Genomic DNA, 21,311 nt, shown 5'->3' on the forward strand with positions numbered 1-21,311 from the left:
CCGTAGACCAGCCAGAGTTCACCGTTCTGTATTTTCTGGGTGACTTCGTCGATCAGCTGGAGCCGTTCTGAGGCTCGGCCTCCGGAAGAGGGGAGGCGGCCGAGCAGCCTGGCTGGGTTAAAATGACCGGAGTGGTCGCCGAGAAGCAGGCTGCGGGCCTGTACGGCGGCAAAGAAGGGCGCTTCCAGGTTGGGCAGGTCCGCCGCCACCAGGTCGCCGGTTTTTACAATTTTCATCGTCAGCCATCCTTAGTTGACGTTGAGCATCCGTGTGCAACCAGCCTATAGCGGCCAGGCCCGGCGCGGTGAGCTGTCTGTCACAGTTTTGTCACAGGGTGGGTCAGCCGGTGGGTAACTGGTCCTGGTTGCGGTACGCCAGCGGGCTTACCCCGGTCCAGTGCTTGAAGGCCCGGGAGAAGGCTCCGGGCTCGGCAAAACCGAGGCGGCTGGAGATGTCGGCAATGCTGAGGTTCTGGCGGGTGAGCATGGTCACCGCCTGGTCCCGGCGCAGGTTGTCCTTGATCTTCTGGTAGGAGCTGCCTTCGGCCTTGAGCTTGCGGCTCAGGGTGTAGGCGGTCATGTGGAGTTGTTCGGCCACCCAGTCCTGGTTGGGCAGTTTTTCTTCATCCGAGTTCTCCAGCAACTGCCGCACCCGGGTGGTGACGCTGTTGTCCTCCTCGGTCCAGATCAGCAGGTCCCGCGGCGAATTGCGGACGAACTCATCGAGCTCCTCCGGGCTGCGGGTCACCGGCATGGTCAGGTACTGTTTGCTGAAGAACAGGCTGTTGCGTTGGCGGTCGAAGTCGCACCGGCAGGGGAAGACGAAGCGGTACTCGTCGAAGTGATGGGGCAGCGGGTGAGTAAACGTGGCGTGGCTGAGCACAATCTTGCGGCCGATCATCCAGCCCACCAGGCGGTGCCAGACCAGCAGCAGCCACTCGATCAGGAAGTTGTCCGGGTCCAGTTCCGGGTGGTGGTGGGTCAGGCTCAGCTCCACCTCGTCGCCGTCCAGGTTGAGGTCGATCTGGATGTCCTCTGAAAACAGCCGGTAGCAGCGGATGCTCTGGCGGATGACCTCTTCCAGGTTGGCGCTGTGCACCACCAGGGAGCCCATCAGGTGAAAGTGACCGATGCGACAGGGGCGGGTGGTGCGCCCCATGAACTCGTCATCCAGTTCCTTCCATACCAGCCGGAACAGGCGGATGAACTGCTGGGTGGGGACCCTGGCCTTGGGTTCGCGGATCAGTTCCGGATCGATGTCCCGGCTGGCCAGGAGGGCCTCCACGTCACGGCCGGTCTTCTCCAGCCCGTACAGGATGGCGCGGGCATAGTGGGATGAGAAGGTCAGGTTTTTCATGGGCGCGCTGCGTGGCCTGTTGCAAAACTTGTCAAGTTATCTGCTGAATCCTGTCATTCTGTTGCCAAACACCTTTCCTTAACCTGATTTGACAGCCTCCGAGCAGTGGTTGCAGCAATCACTAACAAAAAATCAATAAAGGCAGGTGTTTATGGACGCTATCAGCTACGACGAATTTGCGAAAACTTTCTCCGTTGACTCGATCTTACAGAATTTCCGGGGCAATTATAACGACGGCCTGAACGTCTGCACCGAGATCTGTGATCGCTACGCCGACGACGACACTCGGGTGGGCCTGCGTTACGAGCGCGCCGACGGTACCAGCGGTGAGATGACCTTCGCCGAACTCAAGCGCCGCTCGGCCCAGTTTGCCGGGTTCCTCAAGTCCCGGGGTATCGGCAAGGGCGATCGGGTGGCCTGCCTGCTGGGGCGGACGCCGGAATTGATGATCTGTGTGCTGGGAGCCTTGCGGGTGGGTGCGGTCTACCAGCCACTGTTTACCGCATTTGGCTCCGGTGCCATCGAGTATCGTCTGGGCAAGGCCGGCACCAAGCTGATCGTGACCAACCCGGAGCAATGGCCCAAGCTGGCGGACGTCAATGGCCTGCCGGAAACCATGCTGGTGGCCGAGGACTCCGCCCCGGCCGCGTCCGAGGCAAACCACCTGTTCTGGCAGAGCCTGGAGGCGCAGGCGGACGAGTTCGAGCCGGTGCTGATCGGGCCGGAAGACCCGTTCCTGCAGATGTTCACCTCCGGCACCACCGGCAAGTCCAAGGGGGTTACCGTGCCGGCGAAGGCATTGCCGGCGTTCTGGATGTATATGCGCTACGCCATCGGCCTGCGCCAGGAGGACAACTTCTGGAACGTGGCGGACCCGGGCTGGGCCTATGGCCTGTACTATGCGGTGGTCGGGCCGTTGTTGTTGGGATGCACCACCCACTTCAATGAGGCCGGTTTCACCGCTGACAACACCCTGGAGTTCCTGCGCAAGTACAAGATCACCAACCTGGCGGCGGCACCGACGGCCTACCGCCTGCTGAAGGCCAACGACTCGCTGGTGGCGGACTTCCCCGGTATCAACCTGCGGGTGGCCAGCAGCGCCGGAGAACCGCTGAACCCCGAGGTGATCAGCTGGGTGAAGAAGCGCTTCGACTGCACGGTGTGCGACCACTACGGCCAGACTGAGACCGGTATGACCTCCGCCAACTTCCATGAACTGGAGCATCCGCACCGGGATGCCAGTATGGGTTACCAGATCCCCGGCTATCGGCTGGTGGCCCTGGACGCCAGCTTCAATGAGGTGGGTGTCGGCGAGACCGGTGAACTGGCGGTGGATATGGAGAATTCCCCACTGTACTTCTTCCAGGGCTACACCTGGAACGAGAAGCGCCCGTTCCACGGCCACTACTACCTGACCGGGGACATCGTGATCAATAATGGCGACGGCTCGTTCTCCTACACCGGCCGTGACGACGACATCATTGCGTCGGCGGGTTACCGAATCGGTCCGGCGGAGGTGGAGAGTTCGCTGATTGAGCATGAGGCGGTGATTGAGAGTGCCGTGGTGGGTAAGCCCGATGCCAAGCGGGGGGCCATCGTGAAGGCCTATGTGGTGACCCGGCCGGAGTTCGACGGTGACGAGCAACTGGTGGAGAAGCTGCAGCAGCACGTTCGCACCCGTCTGTCGACGCACTCCTACCCGCGGGAAATCGAGTTCGTGGACGAGCTGCCCAAGACCTCCAGCGGCAAGATCCAGCGCTTCCTGTTGCGTCAGCAGGCGGAGGAGGAAGCCAGGCAGTCGGCTTGATCCTCATTTCCTGCCACATCAAAAAACGGTGCCCTCGGGCACCGTTTTTTTGTGTGTTTTACAGGGCTGACTGGCCATCCGGGCTCAGTAGCGGCAGGGCCACCTCGCCACTGACCTGCACCCGCCAGCTCGCCAGGTCCCGGGAGAAAGCGCCGACGAAGGTGGGATGCTGGCCGTACAGCATCAGCACCAACTGGTCGCCGGCCTGCAGCCGTTCGGCGATTCCCACCAGCTCGATGTCGTGTTCGCCAAAGCCCCGCACCGGCATCACCTGCTCATCGATCAACTCCGGCACACTCAGCCCATTACGGATCACCCCCACGCCAACGTACATCATGGCGTCACAGGTACCCAGGTGGAGAATCGGGTCGGAGGCGTCCAGGCACTGGGCATCCAGCTCTGCCGAGCCGGTGCCGACGCTCAGGCGTGCCGTTGGAATGCCCGCGATCACCCCATCCGCTTCCAGGGTGGCCAGCGGCACCGTAACGGGAACCGGATTGGCCCCCAGCAGCACTTCGACGGGGGTGTCCAGCACCGGTGTGACCACATCGAAGGACTGACCGCCCACCGTCACCGAGGGCGTGGTGACCGCATCCCCGGGCGTCAGGGTGTAGCAGATCTGCTGGCCACTGGTGATCACCTCGTCGGCGTCGCCGCGGTCCAGGAGCTTCTCATTGAACCAGGCCACGGTGGCGTCGTTGATGTTGATATCGCCGCAGTTGGCCAGCGGCCCCAGGCCGTCAGTGGCAAACTCGGGCAGGGCCTGGCCGTAGAAGCCCAGGCTTTCCAGGGTCTCCTGAACCAGCCCGGCATTCGGCGCCAGGTAATGATGACTGAACGGGTAGGTCAGCAGCCGGACATCGCCGCCGGCCTTTTTCATGCTGAGGTAGTTCTCGTAGGCGTCGTTGAAGGGGAAGAGGCTGTCCCGCATGCCCTGGAACATCAGCACGTCCACCGGATACTGATTGGTGCGCGGTGTCTTGACGATGTAGCGGCCATCGGCGGTGACGGGCACCTGACCGGTGATTGGGTCGAGCAGGTAGTCTTGGGTGCTGCCGCTATCCAGCAGTTCCAGGCCGCGCTCGTTGTCGAAGAAGTAGCTGGGGCTGTGGTAGTGGACAAAGTCCAGCATCGGCTCCGGGAACCGGTTCTGCAGCAAGCCGTCGAGGATGGAAGAACGCAGCAAGGGATCCATGGAGCCGCCGCTGCCGATATCCCCCATCAGGGCCAGGAACAGCAGCCAGTAGTTCTTGGTGACGTTGCCCGGGTTGAGGCTGTCGGTCAGGTCGTGCCAGGTGATCTGGGGCACCATGGCATCCATGCGCCGGTCCGGGTCCACGTTGTACAGCAGGTACTGGAAACCGCCGCCGTAGCTGCCGCCCACGGCACCGAGCAACAGGTTGTCCCGCCGGTACTTGAGGAAGTCCAGGTTGGCCTCGGCCCAGTCAACAATCTGTACCAGGTCCTCTCCGGCGTAATCCGGGTCCATCACGCGGACGGTGCCGCCGCTCTCGCCGTGGCCCCGCTGGTCAATGCTGATGACGGTGTAGCCGGCTTCGATCAGCGGCAGGATGGGGGATAGGGGATCGGTGCCGGCCTCGGTGGATCGGGAGCCGCTGAAGCCGTGGCCCTGCAGGATCAGGGGGTGCTTGCCCTGGCAATCGAGGCTGATGGGCTCGAAGACCTCGAACACGATCGCCGCGCCGTCCACCCTCGAGGGCATTTCCACCCGGTACTGGCGACCGCCCTCTGGCAGGGTGTCATTGCCGCAGGCGGCGGGGGTTAACGTGGTGATGCTTTCCGGAAGGGGCCTGGCCTGCCTGGCTTGGGCGGTGTCGCCGGCTACCACCGGATTGTCCCGGCTGATCTGGGTGGAGCTGATTGCGCCCCTGGACGAACCGCCATCGCTGCCGCCGCCACACGCCCCCAGGAGGAGGGCGCTCGTGCCCAGCAGCACGGCTGCCAACTGCTTGTTCATATCGTCGCCTTTTGTAATTGTTTGTTCGCGAATGTCACAGCCTGTGACGTTCGTCACAATATCCGCGTCGACAGGCAGCGTGGATGGCCAGATCGCCAGGAGGGGTTGTCGTTTTGGTCAAATAGCAGTCAGGTGGGGCTGGAATGGTGCGGGCACCGGCAAGTGCCCGCGAGGCTGGCTAACGAAATGAGCCGGGGTTAAAGGTTGGACTCGGCGTACTCGGCCAGAATGGACCGCGGTACCCCTTGCAGGTGGATATGGCCGCCGTGGCGGAAGCCTTTGAAGCGCTCGGTCATGTAGGTCAACCCGGAGCTCAGCGAGCTGAGGTAGGGCGTATCAATCTGTGCCAGGTTGCCCAGGCAGATCACCTTGGAACCATTGCCGGCCCGGGTGATGATGGTCTTGATCTGGTGCGGCGTGAGATTCTGGGACTCGTCGATGATGATCAGGCTGTACTGGAAGCTGCGGCCCCGGATGTAGTTCATTGACTTGAAGTGCAGGGGCACCTTGCTGAGGATGTAGTCCACGCTGGCGGTCATGTTCTCGTCGTCCTCGTGGAGCGCCTCCAGATTGTCGACGATGGCGCCCAGCCAGGGTTCCATCTTCTCCGCTTCGGTGCCCGGCAGGAACCCGATGTCCTCGTCCAGGCCCTGGGTGCTGCGGGTGGCGATGATGCGCTTGTACTGTTTGCTGGCGACGGTCATTTCAATGCACGCCGCCAGGGCCAGAATGGTCTTGCCGGAGCCGGCGGAGCCGGTCAGGTTCACCAGGTGGATGTCCGGGTCCAGCAGCAGGTTCAGCGCCAACGCCTGGTAGATGTCCCGTGGTACCAGGCCCCAGACCTCCTCGTTCATCAGGTCGTCCTGGTGGAGGTCCTGCATGATGAGCTTGTCGTCCTGGATGTCCACCACCTTGCCGACAAACCCCTGCTCATCAATCACAAACTCGTTGATGTTCAGGCGGGCCAGGTCACCCTCACGCTTGAGGATGTGCTCGGTCACCCCCTCCCGCTGTTTGGTCTCGACCTTCTCGATGGTGTCCCAGAAGGAATTGGGAAACTCGCGATAGCCGGTGGGCAACAGGTCGATGTCGTCCAGCAGCTGGTCGTTGTGGTAGTCCTGGGCTTCGACGCCAAAACCACGGGCCTTGAGCCGCATGTTGATGTCCTTGCTCACCAGGATGATGTCCCGGGACTTGTGGCGGTTTTGCAGCTCCGCCAGGGTATTGATGATCTTGTTGTCGTTGAGGTTCTCCGGCAGCGAGTGGGAACCCACATGCTCGGTGCTCATCAGGATGGAGAGGGTGCCCAGGGGCTCGGCTTTCTGCGCCCGTTTGATGGGCACCCCCCGTTCAATGTCCTTCGGTACGGCATCGCCCAGCAGCTTGTCGATGTTGCGGATGGCCTGCCGGCAGTCGGCGGCGACCGCCTGCTTGCCGGACTTGAGGTTGTCGAGTTCTTCAAGCACCGTCATCGGGATGATGACGTCGTGTTCTTCGAAATTGAGGAGGGCGTTGGGGTCGTGGATCAGGACATTGGTGTCGAGGACATACATCTTCCTGCGAGCGTTTTGGGCTCTGGGCATAGGCTCGATACCTCTCTGGCAGGCGGCAGTGGGAGTCTGAGTGGGTAACTCGGAGTCAAACGTCATCGGCGCAGCGCTTGGTCAGGTCCTTGTCTGCAATCAGCTTCAGCATATCGTAGGTGGTGATGATGCCGGTGATCTTGTCGTTGCTGGTCACGAAAATCCGATGCAGATGCTCTTCCATCATGACGTCGGCAATCTTGCTGACCGGGGTCTGCTCATCCACGGACAGCACGATGGGGGTCATGATGTCGCGGACTTCGACGGGCACCTTACCCATTTCCTCGAAGATGGCCATGCGCAGCCGCCGGGCCTCCTGCTCCTCTTCCGGCGTCAGCCGGCTGTCGAACCCGTTGCGGGTGGCGTTCCAGCGGAACTCGGTAATGTCCTTGAGGGTGGCGATGCCGACAATTTCGCCGTTTTCGTCGGTAACCGGGCTGCCGGTGATTTCATTGTCGGTGAGAAAGCGGGCCAGCCGTTCCATGGTCCAGGATTGGGGTACCGCCTTGATGCTGGGTGTCATGATCTCGTAAGCGAGAACGGTCATTGATGGGGTCCTGCTCGATGGTGATCCTTTACCGAGAGCTTAGCTGCTCAATGCCGCTTAGTCATCCCCTGATTTTGGTCCGCTCACGGCGGTGAGGCGGCCCTGGTCATCGAACTCCAGCTGATGCTCTCGGTACTTGGCCTGCTTGGCGACTTTTTCCAGGCTTTGCAGGGACTTGATGGGAATATCCACCAGCAGGGAATTGACCAGCCAGCCCGGCAGGGCGCCGTTGGGATCGGTGTGCTGGATCCACACCATGCGGGTCTGCTCCCCCTCCGGCACGAACCGGTAGAGGGTGTCCGACCGGTCCACCCGGACGTAGTCTTCGAACTCTTCCCGGTGGTCCGGTACCGCGTTCAGGTTCATCACCACCTCGCCGGTGCGCTCGCTGCCCTCGGTCACAATGTGCAGGACATAGTCCCGGTCGGCGACCGGCCAGGGCATGTCGTTCACCGAATAGGCGTAGCGGTCGTGGAAGGTGCCGTTGCCAAAACCGTAGGATTCGGTACAGCCATGCACCCAGGCCTCGCAGGAGGTGGGATCGATCATCACCGCCATCAGGTTTTCGATGGGCACATCCAGCAGCGCGATGGCCTTGAAGGCGCGGAAGCTGGAATCCGGTTGTTCGATGGTGTACACCCGAATGTCGTCCGTGCTTTTGCTGAGCGACCAGTCCGGGGATGCCTCGTCGGGCAGGCTGGCCTGGGCCGACAGACTGAGCGCCAGCGCCGTCGTGGCGAAGGTCCGGGCGATGAATTGCCAGACACGGTGTTTTGCCATGGGGTATACTTCCTTGATTTTTATAGGGGCTTCTGAATAACTGGCGACTCAGGCCCAGGCACTGTGTTCCCGGGAATGCGTCTGACTCGGTCCCGAGTCTAACAAGGCCCCGGCGGCACAAGTGTGCGGTATCCGACAGTTTGGGAAGCGCGCGGGTCGGTGAACACTTTGGCCTCTCAGGCCCAGTACAGGACAGCCAATGAACAAGCTAATCGACGAACAGGGCAGGCCGTACCTCGGCGTGCTGCCGGAACCGGTGGACACCATCAACTATCTGGATTACGACCTGCGCACGGTGATGGACCGACCGCGCTCCGGCCTGGCCCGGCGCTGGCGGTTCAACCAGTTCCAGTTCATCAGCGTGATGGGGCCGGACTGGCTGCTGGGCGTGGCCATTGTCGATCTCAAGCTGGTGAGCAATGCCTTCTTCTACTTGTTCGACTTCCGCTCCGGGGACCTGTATGAGCGCAGCATGCTGCAGCCGTTGGCCAGAAAGACCCGGATGGAACCCAGGCCAGAAGCAGGGGTGTCCCGGTTTGCCCGAGGCGGGACAGAAATCCTCATCGAGCCATCGGCCCATGCCCGTCGATTGCGCATCCGGGACGGACACCGGGTTACTGCCGACCTGACGTTGCTGCGGGACGACGATCCGCTGCGCGTGACCTGTCAGGCCGGGTATAACGGCTGGGTCTTCACCCGTAAATCGGCCGGCTTGCCGGTGACCGGCGCCGTGAGCTGGGAAGGGCGGGAGTATCACTGCGACGACCGGTTCCGCGGTACCATCGACTGGAGCTGTGGCTACATGCGCCGGGAAACGGCCTGGAACTGGGCCTGCCTGGCCGGGCAGTCGGCGGATGGCCGTTCAGTGGGCCTGAATCTGGCCGCGGGGGTCAATGAAACCGGCGTGACCGAGAACGCGCTCTGGATCGACGGACGCTGCCACAAACTGGACATGGCCCGATTCGAATTTGACCGGCAGGCGCCGGAATCCCCCTGGCGCGTCACCACCTCCGACGGCCGGGTGGACCTGCGGTTCGTACCGTCCGGCGTGCGGCAGGAGCGTATGGACATCCTGCTGCTGGCGTCCAACTTCCGCCAGTATGCGGGCACCTTCGAGGGGCTGGTCAGGGACGAGGCGGGCCGGGAAATTTCCGTCGATGGTCTGCGCGGGCTGATGGAAGACCATTTCGCCCGCTGGTAGGCGCTGAGGAGCGCCGACGACCCGGGCGGCCGCCGGCAATGACGTGGTCGCGCCTCAGCTCTCCGGCAGGGTCACGTTCAGTTCGAGGACCGAACAGCTGTCGTTGCGGTCGACCTCCACCTGCACCATGTCGTCATCGATCTGGACGTACTTGCGGATCACCTGCAGCAGCTCCTGCTGGAGCTGGGGCAGGTAATCCGGCTGCTCACGCTGGCCCCGTTCATGGGCCACAATGATCTGCAGCCGTTCCTTGGCCACGCTGGCACTGGTTGTCTTCTTGCTTCTGAAGTAATCCAGGAAACTCATCCGCTCTTACCCCTTGAACATCCGTGAAAAGAATCCTTTCTTCTGCGCGGTCATGAAACGGTGCTCCCGTTCTTCGCCCATCAAACGGGCCACGGCATCTTCGTAAGCCTGACCGGCATCGGTGTCTTCTTCGAGGATCACCGGGGTGCCCTGGTTGGACGCGTTGAGGACCACTTGGGATTCCGGGATCACGCCCAGCAGGGGAATGGCGAGGATCTCTTCCACATCACCCACCGACAGCATTTCGCCCTTGTCGACCCGGTCCGGGTTGTAGCGGGTGAGCAGCAGGTGTTCCTTCACCGGGTCCTGGCCCATCTCCGCCCGGCGGGATTTGCTCTGCAGGATGCCGAGGATGCGGTCGGAATCGCGCACCGAGGACACTTCCGGGTTGGTCACGACGATGGCTTCGTCGGCGTAGTACAGCGCCATCTGGGCGCCGTGCTCAATACCGGCGGGGGAGTCGCAGACGATGTAGTCGAAGGTTTCGGACAGCTCATTGATGACCGCTTCCACGCCTTCTTTGGTCAGCGCTTCCTTCTCCCGGGTCTGGGACGCGGGCAGGATGTACAGGGAGTCGACCCGCTTGTCGCGGATCAGGGCCTGGTTCAGGGAGGCTTCGCCCTGGATGACGTTGACGAAGTCGTACACCACCCGACGTTCGCAGTTCATGATGAGGTCCAGGTTCCGCAGGCCGACGTCAAAATCAATGACCACGGTCTTGTGGCCACGACGGGCCAGCCCGGTGCTAATAGAGGCGCTGGTTGTGGTTTTACCTACGCCGCCTTTTCCTGAGGTAACGACGATGATTCTAGCCAAGGTTGCAATCCCTTTTACGTGAGTGTGACGAACTGTGTTTCATTCCGCGGCTCATCCGGCGGCCAATGCTGAGACCACCAGTACGTCATTGTTGAGCTGGATTTGTACGGCGGTTTTCCAACCGCTCTCCTGTAAGTCTTCGGAAATCTTGTACTGGCCGGCGATGGAAACCAGTTCGGCTTCCAGCGACTGACAGAATACCCGGGCGCCAGCGGCGCCGTGGATACCGGCCAGGGCACGTCCCCGGAGCGGACCATAGACGTGGATGTTACCCGCAGCCAACACTTCCGCGCCAGCCTGAACCGGGGCCAAAATGACCAGGTCGCCGTCGGGCGCGTAAACCTGCTGCCCGGAACGCACGGTCTGGGTGACTATCTTGGCGGGGCGGGGTTCCGCGGCCGCCGTCTCCGGCTGCTGGGGAGCCGGGGCGGGTTCGCCGGTATTGGCGGGTTCGGCGTCGGCTTCTGGCCTGGGGCTGCTGTCCCGTTGCGGCGCGGCGGGCAGCAACGCCAGCGCCGCGTTACGGGCCAGTCTGCGCAAGTCCTCGGTGCCGCCACGCACGCCGATCACGTGGATGTTGTGGCGGCGACAGGCGCCGATCAGCTTGAAGAAGTCCAGCTCGCTGGTGGGGCCTTCGTACTTCTCCAGGCTGACAATCAGCGGCGTGTCCCGAAAGAAGCCCGGGGCCTGGCTGATCTTGTCCCGCAACGTCGACTCGAAGCTGTCATTGTCAAAGAAGTAGAGCTCCAGGGCGGTCAGGGAGACATTGGCGCTCTTGAGCTGAAAACACTGTGCTACGTCCGGGGTTGTGGCATGGGTCATGACGGATGCGGTTCCAGGGCTTCTTGTTGTGAGGGTGTGGATTTCAGGCGCAGGGGCGACTGATCGAAACGGATGCCGGACCAGCCGGTGCCGATGAACTGGCGAATGTTGCCATGACTGGTGCCTGTGGGGTCGTCCAGCACCTGCTGGTAGTGCCGGCCGAAACAGCGCAGGGTCTCGGGCTCACTCAGGTTGCAGAGCTGGCCAAGGGCAAACAGCTTGCAGGAACCTTCGTTCTCGCCAGGGCCGTTGAACAATGGGCCGTTATGGAAAGCCGCGGGGGTATAATCGAAGTAGCGTTCGATCAACGCCAGGGTGTCCTCGAAGTCACAGCGATGGGCCTCCAGTGACGCCAGGTGAATCTTGATGGCTTCGTTGATATTCATGACTGGTGGCCGCCCTGGTGGTCCCGCTTGGGGCCTTTCTGGTAGCGGGCCTTCCAGTCCTCGTAGGGCATACCGTAGATGCGCTCGCGGGCGTCCGGGTCGGACAGCTCCACGCCGCGTTCGCTGGCTTCGGCCCGGTACCATTTGGACAGGCAGTTGCGGCAAAAGCCCGCCAGGTTCATCAGGTCGATGTTCTGGACTTCGGGGTGATCCCGCAGGTGCTCGACCAGTCGGCGGAAGGCAGCGGCCTCGATTTCGGTTTCGGTTTGCTTCGACATGGGGGCTGTCATAGTGTTCGACATCCTTTTATGGGCGGTACGGGGCCAATCCCAGGGTGCGCTCGGCGGGCTGGATTGGCCGGCTCAACCGGTTTGGGGCATGGTACCGCAACTTGGGAAAGGGAAAAATGCCGTGATTCCGGACTTTTTCAGTCTTATGAAGGCAAGACTTTGTCCTGATAATGTTTTTGCCGGCGTAAAAAGTTCTGTTTACCGGGCCGGAGGGCCCGGGAGTTTCCACTTACAGGGGCATGGGCGGGCATGAGCCAGCGGAAAATCATTCACATAGATTGCGACTGTTTCTATGCCGCCGTGGAGATGCTGGACGATCCTTCCTTGCGCCATGTGCCGCTGGCGGTTGGCGGGGAGGGAGGTCGTGGGGTGGTTACCACTTGCAACTACCTCGCCCGGGCTTTTGGCGTCCGGTCCGCAATGCCGGGGGGCGAGGCTCGTCGGCTGTGCCCGGAACTGGTCACTGTTCCCCTCAACATGCCCCGTTACCGCGACGTGTCCCGCCAGGTCATGGCCCTCTTCCGCGAGCTGACCGACCTGGTGGAGCCCTTGTCCCTGGACGAGGCGTTTCTGGACGTCAGTGAGGTCGAGGCCCATCGGGGGAGTGCCACCCTGATGGCCCGCTACCTGCGCGAACGCATCCACCGGGAGGTGGGTATCACCGTCTCCGCGGGGGTGGCCCCCAACAAGTTTCTCGCCAAGATCGCCAGTGACTGGGAAAAACCGGATGGCCTGTTTGTGATCCGGCCGGAGGACGTGGCCGGGTTTGTCCGGGCCCTGCCGGTGGAAAAGCTGTTCGGCGTGGGCAAGGTCACCGCCCGCAAGCTCCACGAGCAGGGCATCGCCACCTGTGCCGACCTGCAGCAGATGCGGCCGGAGACCTTGGCCGAGCACTTTGGCAAACAGGGATACCGGCTCTATGAGATGGCGCACGGCCGGGATGAACGCCCGGTGGTGGTCACCCGCGTTGCCAAGTCCTTGAGTGTTGAACGTACCTTTGCCCAGGATCTGCCGGGGCGAGCGGCGTGTGAGGCGATGGTGCCCGAATTGATGGCGGATCTGGAGAGACGGCTGGCCCGGAAAGCGGCGGTAACGCCGATCCACAAGTTGTTCGTGAAGATTCGCTACAGCGATTTTTCAACCCACACCCTGGAGCGGGTCCGGGATTCGGTGCAGCAGCCGCAACCGGAGGACTATCTGCCCCTGCTGCAGGAGCTGATGTCTGACGCCGAGCGGCCGGTACGCCTGCTGGGGCTGGGGGTTCGCTTCCGCAACGACCAGTCGCCCACCCAACAGCTGCGGTTGTTCGACTGAGCCGCGCTCAGCCAAAGAGCACCAGGAATCGATCGGTGAAGCCATACACCGCCGCCAGCCCCAGGCTGCTGCCGATCAGCGCCCCGGCCGCCACGTCACTGGGGTAGTGCAGACCCAGCACCACCCTTGACGCGGCCACACTGAGGGTGAAGGGCAGGATCAGCCAGGCCAGCCCCGGCACCAGTACCGCCAGCATGGTGTTGAAGCAGGCCGCGTGCAGGGTGTGGCCGGACGGAAAGCTGTACCGGTCCAGTGGCGGTGTACCGCAGTTGATGCTCGGGAAGGAGATAAATGGCCGTTCCCGGATCAGCCAGCGCTTGAGCAACTTGTAACTCAGGGTGCAGGTCAGTCCGGTGGCGACCATCAGCAGGGCGATGGCGAGACCGTCCTGGGGGCGCAGCACTGGCAGGGTCAGGATCAGTGCGTACCAGAACCAGCCGTCACCCAGCTTGCTGGTCACCTGGAAATAGCCATGCACCGGTCGAAACCGCAGGGACCGGTTGATGGCCTGACACAGGGCGTATTCCCGTTGGTCGACCGCGTTAAAGAAGCGGGATGCTTTGCTTGAGGACATGGTATTTGGTCCTTTGTTGCTGGTTGAAAACCAGTTGTTCGAACTGTTCGATTTGTGCGCTCCAGTTCAGGTCCAGGGCATCGAGCCGTGCCTGGGCCCGGATCCGATTGAGCAGGGTGGGTTGATCCGCCAGTTTCAGGGCGGCGTCGATGAAGCCGTCATCATCACTGAGGTCGGCCTTCATGCCGTTGCCTTCGTGGTGGATGTGTTCGCTGGCGGCGGCATCGTCATAGGCCACCACTGCCAGGCCGCTGGCCATGGCTTCGGTCACCACGTTCCCGAAGGTGTCGGTCTTGCTGGGGAACAGGAAAATGTCACCGGAGGCGTAATGCCGCGCCAGGGCCTCGCCACGCTGCATGCCGCAGAAGACGTAGTCCGGATGCCTTTCCGCCAGCCGCTTCCTCAGTGGGCCATCGCCCACCAGGACAAAGCGGGCTTTGGGGTGCAGGTTGCGAATCCGTTCGTAGCAGGCGGACGCCATTTGCAGGTTCTTTTCCGAGGCCAGCCGACCCACGTAGAGCACCACCCGGTCATTCGCCGCCACGCCCCAGGCCCGGCGCAGCGCCTCGTCCCGCTTGTGAGGGGCGAACCGCATACAGTCAACGCCCCGGCTCCAGAGCCCGGTACTGTGTACGCCCATGCCCTGGACCACCGCCTGCATCTTGCGTGTGGGGACCAGGGTGATGGCGGTGCGGTTGTGGAACCAGCGGCCATAGCCACACAGCAGCTTTTCCAGGAAACCGGCGCCGTAGTAGTGGCTGTAACTGTGGAAGTTGGTATGGAAGCCGGAGCTCACCGGTATGCCGAGGCGGCGCGCGGCACTGACTGCCGCCACCCCCAGCGGGCCTTCGGTGGCCACGTAGAGGGCGTCCGGACGCTGACGACGCCAGAGCTTGGCCAGGCGCCCGCTGCGGGCCAGGCCGAAGCGCAGCTCCGGGTAGCCGGGCAGGGGAATGCCGGTCACCAGGTGTTCGCTGGTGAACAGCGCCTGGCCGACGCCCTGTGCCTCGGCATGGTTTTCGTCGTGCTGCCGGGGACGCACAACCGATACCCGATGCCCCTGTTGCATCAGTCCCTGGCACAGGTGCCGCAGGGTATTGGCCACGCCGTTGACCTCCGGAGGGAAGGTCTCGGAAACAATGGCGATGTGTCGGGGCCGTTTGGGTATCTGTGCTGTTTCTGTCATGCGCGTACCATGCCGGTGTTAGCTGGCTGATGGAGGGCTTCCGGCCGTGCGGATAGCCTTCCATCTCCCTTCATCCACTATGGAAAGGCTGTGTGACAGACTGGCGACAGGGTTATGACATTCTGATTACTCGCTGATCAGTCGCGGAATGAAAAATGAACAATTGGTAATGATGTCGTGGCCGCCCGGCGTCATCGAAGCCCGCTTGGGCAAGAAGGCCTGGCAGGCGGGCGGAGTGGGTGGGGCTTGGTGGCGTGGTGATGATTAATTGACACGTTACGTTGCATTTAGTGACAAAAAGCCGATACCAATGTGCCAGCCATCACAGACCTGAGTCGTCAGTTGATTAGACTTTAGCCTAAAGGAACCCTAAAATTCGCTTCGTGAATTGGTGGTCAGGCTAATTATGGTACTTCGAATCTTTATCGCACTGCTGGCGCTCAACATGGTGACTTTCGTGGTTCGTGCCGACGCGGCGGAACGGGAGCCCGTGGTGGCCGACATCGCCTTCGACAACCTGTATCAGCTCCAGGAGCAGATGTCCGGGGACTTTGAGCGGGATGAGACCGACGCCCTGACCGAGATCGGCTCCCGGTTGCTGAGCTGGGGGATCAGTGAAGCCGGCGGTGAAAAGCAGTTCGCCTCCCAGGCGGTAACGCCGGATCACGGGGTGGCGTTGCTGCAGCGGGGCGCCTGCCTGAACCTGAAGTGGAATTTCTGATCGCCGATCCCCAACCGGCCCCCTCGGTCCCGCTTCCCTGTCTTCGACTCCCGGCCTTACGCCAATCCCCGCTCCCCCTGTCCGCTTGCGCCAATGTCTGGACAAGTTTCCTTCTGTTGACCTGACACATTGTCTGCCGCGTTCAGTCGTGTGATCATCCCAGACCATTGGTTTCGTGATAGGGGAGTGTTGCGATGGTGGCAGAGAGCCCAATGGTGGTGACCAGTGGCGAGGCCAGCGTAGAGGCGGTCGTTGAGCGAGTGGGCAAGCGTATTGTCCTGGGCCTGCCGCTGGGGCTGGGCAAGCCTGTTCGCTTTGTGAATGCGCTGTACCGTCGCGCCCAGCAGGACGCCTCCATCGAACTTCACATCATTACCGCCATATCGATGCTGGCCCCGCAGGGCCATTCTTCCCTGGAACAGCGTTTCCTGGAGCCCTTCGTCCACCGCCTGTATGGTGACATACCCGAGCTGGAATACGCCCGGGATGTGGTGGACGGTCAGTTGCCGCCCAATGTCCGGGTGTCGGAATTCTTTTTTAAGGCCGGGAGCTTCCTCGATCACCCGGACCAGCAACGCAACTACGTGTGCACCAACTACACCCATGCGGTTCGCGATCTATTGGCCCAGGGCGTCAATGTGGTTGGTCAGATGGTGGCACCCTCGCCGGACAAAGACTCGGATCTGGTCAGCCTGAGCTGCAACCCGGACCTGTCGCTGGACCTGCTGCCGGTGTTTCGCGCCCGCGCCGAGGCCGGAGATGCCATCGCCCTGGTGGCCGAAACCAATCGTCAGTTGCCCTATTTCGGTCGTGACTGTGAGGTGTCCGGCAGCAGCTTCGATATCCTGCTGGACCGGCAACGGAGCGAGTATCCCCTGTTCTCCGTTCCGCAGATGGCCGTGACCCCGGCCGATCACGCCATCGGTTTCTATGCCAGCGCCCTGCTCAAGGATGGCGGCACCCTGCAGGTCGGCATTGGCTCTTTGGGGGCCGCCCTGGTGCACAGCACCGTGCTGCGCCATACCCGCAACGATGCCTGGCGACAGGTATATGACCGCCTCGAAGTGGCCCGCCGCAATCCGGTGGTCGAGCGCTGGGGCGGCACCGGGCCCTTTGCCGAGGGGCTCTATGGCTGCAGTGAGATGATGGTGGATGGCTTTGTCTACCTGTTGCAGGCCGGGGTGCTCAAGCGGGAAGTCTTTGATCACGCCGGGCTGCAGCGGCTGATCAACGAGGGCAAAATCGGCGCCGAGGTGAGTCTGGCGACGCTGGATACTCTGCGAGAGGCCGAATTGATCCATTCGCCCCTGCGAGCGCGGGACGTCCATTGGCTGAGCCGTTACGGCATCTTCCATCCGGCTGTGCGCTTCAAGGGTGGGCGCCTGGTGGTGGAGGATCAGACCTTGGAGCCCGACCTGGACGATCCCGCCGCCCGCGAGCGGCTGGAGCTGCTGGCGCTCGGCGAGCGATTGCGGGGCGGGGTGGTGCTCCACGGTGGTTTCTACCTGGGGCCGGAAGCCTTCTACCAGCAACTGCGGGAGTTGACCCCGGAACAGCGGGACCGTATCTGCATGACCAGCGTCAACTACATCAATCACCTCTACGACCACGCCTTCGGCAACCAGCAATTGAAGGCGGCCCAGCGCAAGGAGAGCCGGTTCGTCAACTCCGCCATGATGTACACCCTGGGCGGGGCGGCGGTGTCCGATGGCCTGGACGACGGCCGCGTGGTCAGCGGGGTTGGCGGTCAGTACAACTTCGTGGCCATGGCTCATGAGCTGCCGGATGCCCGTTCAATCCTTACCCTGCGCAGTACCCGCTCCAGCGGTGGCCGGACCGTTTCCAACATCGTGTTCAGCTATGGCCACTGCACCATTCCCCGGCACCTGAGGGATCTGGTGGTGACCGAATACGGGATTGCCGATCTACGCGGCAAGTCGGACGAGCAGGTGTATCTGGAGATGATTCGCATCGCCGACTCCCGGTTCCAGCCGGATTTGCTGAAACAGGCCAAGAAGGCGGGTAAGGTGGCACCGGACTTCGAACTCCCGGACGCCTGGTGCCACAACACCCCGGAGGCCGTTCGGGCACTGTTCCAGCCAGGGGGGGATGAGAACCTGTTTCCGGCGTTTCCGTTCGGCTGTGATTTCAGCGACCAGGAGCTGCAGCTCGGTCGGGCGCTGAAGGCGTTGAAAGCGGCGATGGCAAGTCGTCGTGGTAAACTGGTGACGTTGTGGCGCGCCCTGCGGGCTCCTGCGGACGTCTCGCCGGTAATGCCACTGTTGAAACGCATGGGGCTGGATGCACCGAAAGGGGTGCGGGAGAAGCTGGATCAGCGCCTGCTGGTACAGGGATTCCTGCTGGCTGGCCTCCTCAAAACCAAGGGATCACCAAAGGCATAATGCAAACTACTGCTGTCTACACCGTTCACTACAGACTGAAGAACCGGACCGGCGAGGTGGTCGACACCTCCGAGGGCGGTGAGCCATTGCACTTTCTGCTCGGCGGCGACGGCGTCATCGACGGAATCCAGGAAGCCGTGCGGCAGCGAGGTCCCGGCGACTGCCTGGAGGTGACCATTCCCCCGGCCATGGCCTATGGCGAGCACAATCCGGACCTGGTCCGCAAGGTGCCCCGCTCCGCCTTTGAGGGAATCGAGGATCTGCAGGTGGGCATGAAGTTCCAGACCAATACCGGCGAGCAGGCCCAGGTGGTCCAGGTGGTTGGGATCGACGGCAACCTGGTGATGGTGGACGCCAACCACCCGCTGGCGGGACTGACGCTGTATTTCGACCTGGAGATTGTCGCCCGGCGGGAAGCGACGGAGGAGGAAGTTCGCGCAGGTCGCCCGCTGGCCTGAATCCGGCGCTGATCAGGGGCTGTTAATTGGCGGTGATGGGGCTGCTGGCGGATTCCCCGTGTGCCCCATCGGCCTGATGAATCCGCCTCAGGCCGGCCGTTACGGTCTGGTGCAGTTGCCGGCACAACGCGTCCATATCCGTCTGTGCGCTTACCGCGACGGGGGCATGATAGATCACGCCCACCTTCACGGCCGGTTTTTTCAGCAGTCGCGTCAGATGTGACTGGAAGTCATCGTCGCCGATGAACGGTGCCAGGTGATCCGGCTGACCGTCTCGCAGGTAACCGATGCTGATGGGCTGGATGTTGACACCGGCATCCGCCGCCGCCCATAGCAGTCGTTGATGGAAGGGGAGGACGGTGAGGCCTGCGGTGGTGGTACCCTCCGGGAATACCAGGACCGACTGCCCCTGGCGCAAGGTGTTGGCAATTTCCTCCCGACTGCGGGCGGATTTGCCGCTTCGCCGCTGGATGAACAGGGTGCCGGCCTGGTGGGCGAGCCAGCCAATGACCGGCCACTGGCCCACTTCTGCCTTGGACAGGAAGCGGAGTGGGGCGGTACCGCCGAGCACCGGAATGTCCGACCAGGAAATGTGGTTGCTGATGAACAGCACCGGGCCCCGGGCAGCCTGGCCTTGCTGCTGAACCTGAATTCCCAGGCTGCGCACGGCTCCGTGAAAACAGAAGCGGGCATAGGGCGTGCGGTCGATGGGACGCCGTTTGATCCATTCTGCCAGCGATACGGTCACGGCGACCCCGGCAGTAAAGACCAGGAACAGCAAGAAAAGGATCAGTCGAGCGGCCAGTCGAAGATAGCCCATGCATGTCTCCCTTGGTTAATCGGTGTCAGGCCTTTTGGCGGCGCATGAAGTGCTTGCTGTAACGGTCGGCCAGCTTGTTGACCTCCAGCACCACCAGCAGATCGGCGCAGCGGAAATCGGGGTCCCAACAGGGCTCACCGCAGACCCGCGCCCCGAGACGCATGTAGGCCTTGATCAGCGCTGGCGCCTCCACGGGACGGTCGTCGCCGACCGGGTGGGTCAGGTGGGGCAGTTCCCGTCTGGGGGTAACCCGAAACCGGTTATCCGCCAGGTATTCCTGTTGCAGGTGTCTGGCGATACGCCAGGCCTTCTGGCCGCCATCGGACATGCCAATGCTGGCGCAGCCGATCAGGTAATCGACCTGGTGAGCCACCAGGTACTCCGCCACCGAGGCCCACAGCAGACTGATGGTCGCGCCGCTGCGGTAGTCCGGGTGGACGCAGGTGCGGCCCAGCTCGGCCACGGTCCCGGGCAGCTGGTAAAGGTTGGACAGATCGAACTCGCCCTCGGAGTAGAAGCCTCCCGCCTGATCGGCGCTGTCCCGGTGGAGGATGCGGGTGGTGGCGACCAACTGGCCACTGGCCTCGTCGGTGACCACCAGGTGGTCACACCAGCCGTCGAACTCGTCAGCATCCAGGCCGGGGGTGCAGCTTCCCAGGTCAGACTCGTACTCTTCGGAAAACACCTCGTATCGCAGACGTTGGGCCGCCTCAATCAGACTGGGCTGGCGGGTAATGACGGTCTTGAGACGACGGGCAGAACGGGCAGCGCGAGCGGTTTGTACGGTCATGGTGCTGTCTCTTTGTTTCCATTTTCAGACAAGCCTATGAAGCCGGTGTGACAGCGCGATGAAGCGGTGGTGACGGGACTGTGACAGGAGCCTGGCCGATTGGGCCAGGTGTCGGTCTCCCGTCCGGTGAATGTGCTATCCCGGGAGCGGGCTGGAACGTAACAGGGGGTTGCGAATGGGCGGTTCCATGTATATTTCTGAATAGCATGTATAATTGCTGTTACAGGACGTTGCCTGTACTGTTTGAGAGAGTACTTAAAGTCGGAAGTACGTAAGATCAGGAGTGCTCTCAGTCAGCAATAGTTGAAGGGTTGGCCATGGCGGCTAATCTGCGCTCAGGCAGTTACGATCTCCGTAAGGCGGAGGTGAGGTTGGGCCTGTCTTATGGCGGGTACCCGTTCCGGAAAACAAAATCAGAGATGGATGGCGTGGAACAGACGAATGAAAGTTGGCGTATCCTCATAGTCGAGGATGATGAACGGCTGGCGGATCTGACCCGGGAGTACCTGGAGAACAACGGGCTCACGGTGGCGGTCGAGTCCCACGGCGGGCACGCGGTCGAACGCATCCGCAACGAACAGCCGGATTTGGTGGTGCTGGATTTGATGCTGCCCGGGGAGGATGGCTTGTCCATTTGCCGTCGGGTGCGGCCGTTTTTCTCAGGGCCGATCATCATGCTGACGGCCAGGACCGACGATCTGGATCAAGTCCTGGGCCTTGAAATGGGCGCGGATGACTACATTGGCAAGCCGGTTCAGCCACGGGTGTTGCTGGCCCGGATTCGGGCACTGCTGCGCCGGGTAGGCGAGACCGGTGGCACCGCCGCCGAGGCCGAGGGTGAAGACGAACCGGTCCGCTTGCAGTTCAATGACCTGGTCGTGGACCGCTCCATGCGCGAGGCCTGGCTCAACGACAAGAGCATCGACCTGACCAGTGCCGAGTTCGATTTGCTGTGGCTGTTGGCCAGCAGCGCCGGCCGGGTACTGAGCCGGGAGGAGATCTTCACGGCGTTGCGGGGCATTGAATACGATGGCCAGGATAGGTCGATTGACGTCCGGGTTTCCCGGATTCGTCCCAAGATCGGCGACGACCCGGTGCACCCACGGCGTATCAAGACCGTTCGCAGCAAGGGCTATCTGTTCGTCAAGGAAGCCTGACTACCAGTCGCCAGCGC

21 protein-coding genes and 1 pseudogene are annotated in these 21,311 nt (G+C 62.3%); 7 read left to right on the forward strand and 15 right to left on the reverse strand.

Annotated features, from left to right (window positions below; genetic code table 11):
* Positions 1-236 (reverse strand): annotated as a pseudogene (locus R3175_RS00005) (hypothetical protein); the annotation flags it as partial.
* A gap of 103 nt (positions 237-339) precedes the next feature.
* Positions 340-1,356 carry an AraC family transcriptional regulator gene (locus tag R3175_RS00010; RefSeq protein WP_318941425.1) on the reverse strand — a complete coding sequence of 339 codons (1,017 nt, stop codon included), beginning with the start codon at positions 1,354-1,356 and terminating at the stop codon, positions 340-342.
* A gap of 151 nt (positions 1,357-1,507) precedes the next feature.
* Here R3175_RS00010 and R3175_RS00015 point away from each other — a divergent pair, with 151 nt between their 5' ends.
* Complete coding sequence (locus tag R3175_RS00015) at positions 1,508-3,163, forward strand: AMP-binding protein (protein WP_318941426.1); 1,656 nt, start codon at positions 1,508-1,510, stop codon at positions 3,161-3,163.
* A gap of 58 nt (positions 3,164-3,221) precedes the next feature.
* Here R3175_RS00015 and R3175_RS00020 read toward each other — a convergent pair whose 3' ends face one another.
* The 4 genes from R3175_RS00020 to R3175_RS00035 all read right to left on the reverse strand — a co-directional run bounded on the left by R3175_RS00020 (position 3,222) and on the right by R3175_RS00035 (position 8,051).
* Positions 3,222-5,141: a CocE/NonD family hydrolase gene (locus R3175_RS00020; RefSeq protein ID WP_318941427.1), complete on the reverse strand. Its 1,920-nt coding sequence runs from the start codon at positions 5,139-5,141 to the stop codon at positions 3,222-3,224.
* A 197-nt stretch (positions 5,142-5,338) separates the two neighbouring features.
* Positions 5,339-6,733 (reverse strand): PhoH family protein, encoded by a 1,395-nt coding sequence (locus tag R3175_RS00025; RefSeq protein WP_413231703.1) that lies wholly within the window; start codon positions 6,731-6,733, stop codon positions 5,339-5,341.
* 46 nt (positions 6,734-6,779) lie between these two features.
* Complete coding sequence (locus R3175_RS00030; RefSeq protein ID WP_318941428.1) at positions 6,780-7,271, reverse strand: HPP family protein; 492 nt, start codon at positions 7,269-7,271, stop codon at positions 6,780-6,782.
* Between the two features lie 57 nt (positions 7,272-7,328).
* Positions 7,329-8,051: an START domain-containing protein gene (locus R3175_RS00035; protein ID WP_318941429.1), complete on the reverse strand. Its 723-nt coding sequence runs from the start codon at positions 8,049-8,051 to the stop codon at positions 7,329-7,331.
* Between the two features lie 199 nt (positions 8,052-8,250).
* On the opposite strand from R3175_RS00035, the gene R3175_RS00040 reads away from it, so the two are divergent.
* Positions 8,251-9,252, forward strand: coding sequence for a DUF2804 domain-containing protein (locus tag R3175_RS00040; protein WP_318941430.1), 1,002 nt, complete (start codon positions 8,251-8,253; stop codon positions 9,250-9,252).
* A 54-nt stretch (positions 9,253-9,306) separates the two neighbouring features.
* Here the strand turns inward: R3175_RS00040 and minE are convergent, their stop codons facing one another.
* From minE to R3175_RS00065, 5 genes are read right to left on the reverse strand one after another with little or no spacing between them, the layout of a single operon-like run.
* Positions 9,307-9,558, reverse strand: a complete 252-nt coding sequence (gene minE, locus R3175_RS00045) for a cell division topological specificity factor MinE (protein WP_318941431.1) — start codon at positions 9,556-9,558, stop codon at positions 9,307-9,309.
* Positions 9,559-9,564: 6 nt separating this feature from the next.
* Entirely contained in the window at positions 9,565-10,374 is an 810-nt protein-coding gene (minD, locus tag R3175_RS00050; RefSeq protein ID WP_318941432.1) for a septum site-determining protein MinD, read from the reverse strand.
* 51 nt (positions 10,375-10,425) lie between these two features.
* On the reverse strand, positions 10,426-11,196 hold the full coding sequence (minC, locus tag R3175_RS00055) for a septum site-determining protein MinC (RefSeq protein ID WP_318941433.1): 771 nt from the start codon (positions 11,194-11,196) through the stop codon (positions 10,426-10,428).
* Positions 11,193-11,582 carry a HopJ type III effector protein gene (locus tag R3175_RS00060; protein ID WP_318941434.1) on the reverse strand — a complete coding sequence of 130 codons (390 nt, stop codon included), beginning with the start codon at positions 11,580-11,582 and terminating at the stop codon, positions 11,193-11,195. The genes minC and R3175_RS00060 overlap by 4 nt, the downstream gene beginning before the upstream one ends.
* Entirely contained in the window at positions 11,579-11,860 is a 282-nt protein-coding gene (locus tag R3175_RS00065) for a DUF1244 domain-containing protein (RefSeq protein ID WP_413231694.1), read from the reverse strand. Before R3175_RS00065 ends, R3175_RS00060 begins: the two co-directional genes overlap by 4 nt.
* A 261-nt stretch (positions 11,861-12,121) precedes the next feature.
* Here R3175_RS00065 and dinB point away from each other — a divergent pair, with 261 nt between their 5' ends.
* Complete coding sequence (gene dinB, locus R3175_RS00070; RefSeq protein ID WP_318941436.1) at positions 12,122-13,186, forward strand: DNA polymerase IV; 1,065 nt, start codon at positions 12,122-12,124, stop codon at positions 13,184-13,186.
* A 7-nt stretch (positions 13,187-13,193) separates the two neighbouring features.
* On the opposite strand, the gene R3175_RS00075 is transcribed toward dinB, so the two are convergent.
* Positions 13,194-13,760 (reverse strand): phosphatase PAP2 family protein, encoded by a 567-nt coding sequence (locus tag R3175_RS00075; protein WP_318941437.1) that lies wholly within the window; start codon positions 13,758-13,760, stop codon positions 13,194-13,196.
* Entirely contained in the window at positions 13,729-14,946 is a 1,218-nt protein-coding gene (locus R3175_RS00080) for a glycosyltransferase family 1 protein (protein ID WP_318941438.1), read from the reverse strand. The genes R3175_RS00075 and R3175_RS00080 overlap by 32 nt, the downstream gene beginning before the upstream one ends.
* Positions 14,947-15,352: 406 nt before the next feature.
* On the opposite strand from R3175_RS00080, the gene R3175_RS00085 reads away from it, so the two are divergent.
* From R3175_RS00085 to R3175_RS00095, 3 genes are all read left to right on the forward strand, one after another.
* Entirely contained in the window at positions 15,353-15,667 is a 315-nt protein-coding gene (locus R3175_RS00085; RefSeq protein ID WP_318941439.1) for a hypothetical protein, read from the forward strand.
* A 194-nt stretch (positions 15,668-15,861) separates the two neighbouring features.
* Positions 15,862-18,069 (forward strand): acetyl-CoA hydrolase/transferase C-terminal domain-containing protein, encoded by a 2,208-nt coding sequence (locus tag R3175_RS00090; RefSeq protein ID WP_318941440.1) that lies wholly within the window; start codon positions 15,862-15,864, stop codon positions 18,067-18,069.
* Positions 18,069-18,527 carry a peptidylprolyl isomerase gene (locus R3175_RS00095; protein WP_318941441.1) on the forward strand — a complete coding sequence of 153 codons (459 nt, stop codon included), beginning with the start codon at positions 18,069-18,071 and terminating at the stop codon, positions 18,525-18,527. Before R3175_RS00090 ends, R3175_RS00095 begins: the two co-directional genes overlap by 1 nt.
* A 22-nt stretch (positions 18,528-18,549) precedes the next feature.
* Here the strand turns inward: R3175_RS00095 and R3175_RS00100 are convergent, their stop codons facing one another.
* A complete protein-coding gene (locus R3175_RS00100) occupies positions 18,550-19,347 on the reverse strand; it encodes a lysophospholipid acyltransferase family protein (RefSeq protein WP_318941442.1) in 798 nt (265 codons plus the stop codon).
* Positions 19,348-19,372: 25 nt separating this feature from the next.
* On the reverse strand, positions 19,373-20,137 hold the full coding sequence (locus R3175_RS00105; protein ID WP_318941443.1) for a GNAT family N-acetyltransferase: 765 nt from the start codon (positions 20,135-20,137) through the stop codon (positions 19,373-19,375).
* A 419-nt stretch (positions 20,138-20,556) separates the two neighbouring features.
* Between R3175_RS00105 and R3175_RS00110 the strand changes: the two genes are divergently transcribed.
* Positions 20,557-21,294, forward strand: a complete 738-nt coding sequence (locus R3175_RS00110) for a response regulator (RefSeq protein ID WP_318941444.1) — start codon at positions 20,557-20,559, stop codon at positions 21,292-21,294.
* The last annotated feature ends 17 nt before the right edge of the window (positions 21,295-21,311 follow it).

The sequence above is a fragment of the Marinobacter sp. genome, assembly GCF_033722735.1.
GTDB lineage: Bacteria > Pseudomonadota > Gammaproteobacteria > Pseudomonadales > Oleiphilaceae > Marinobacter.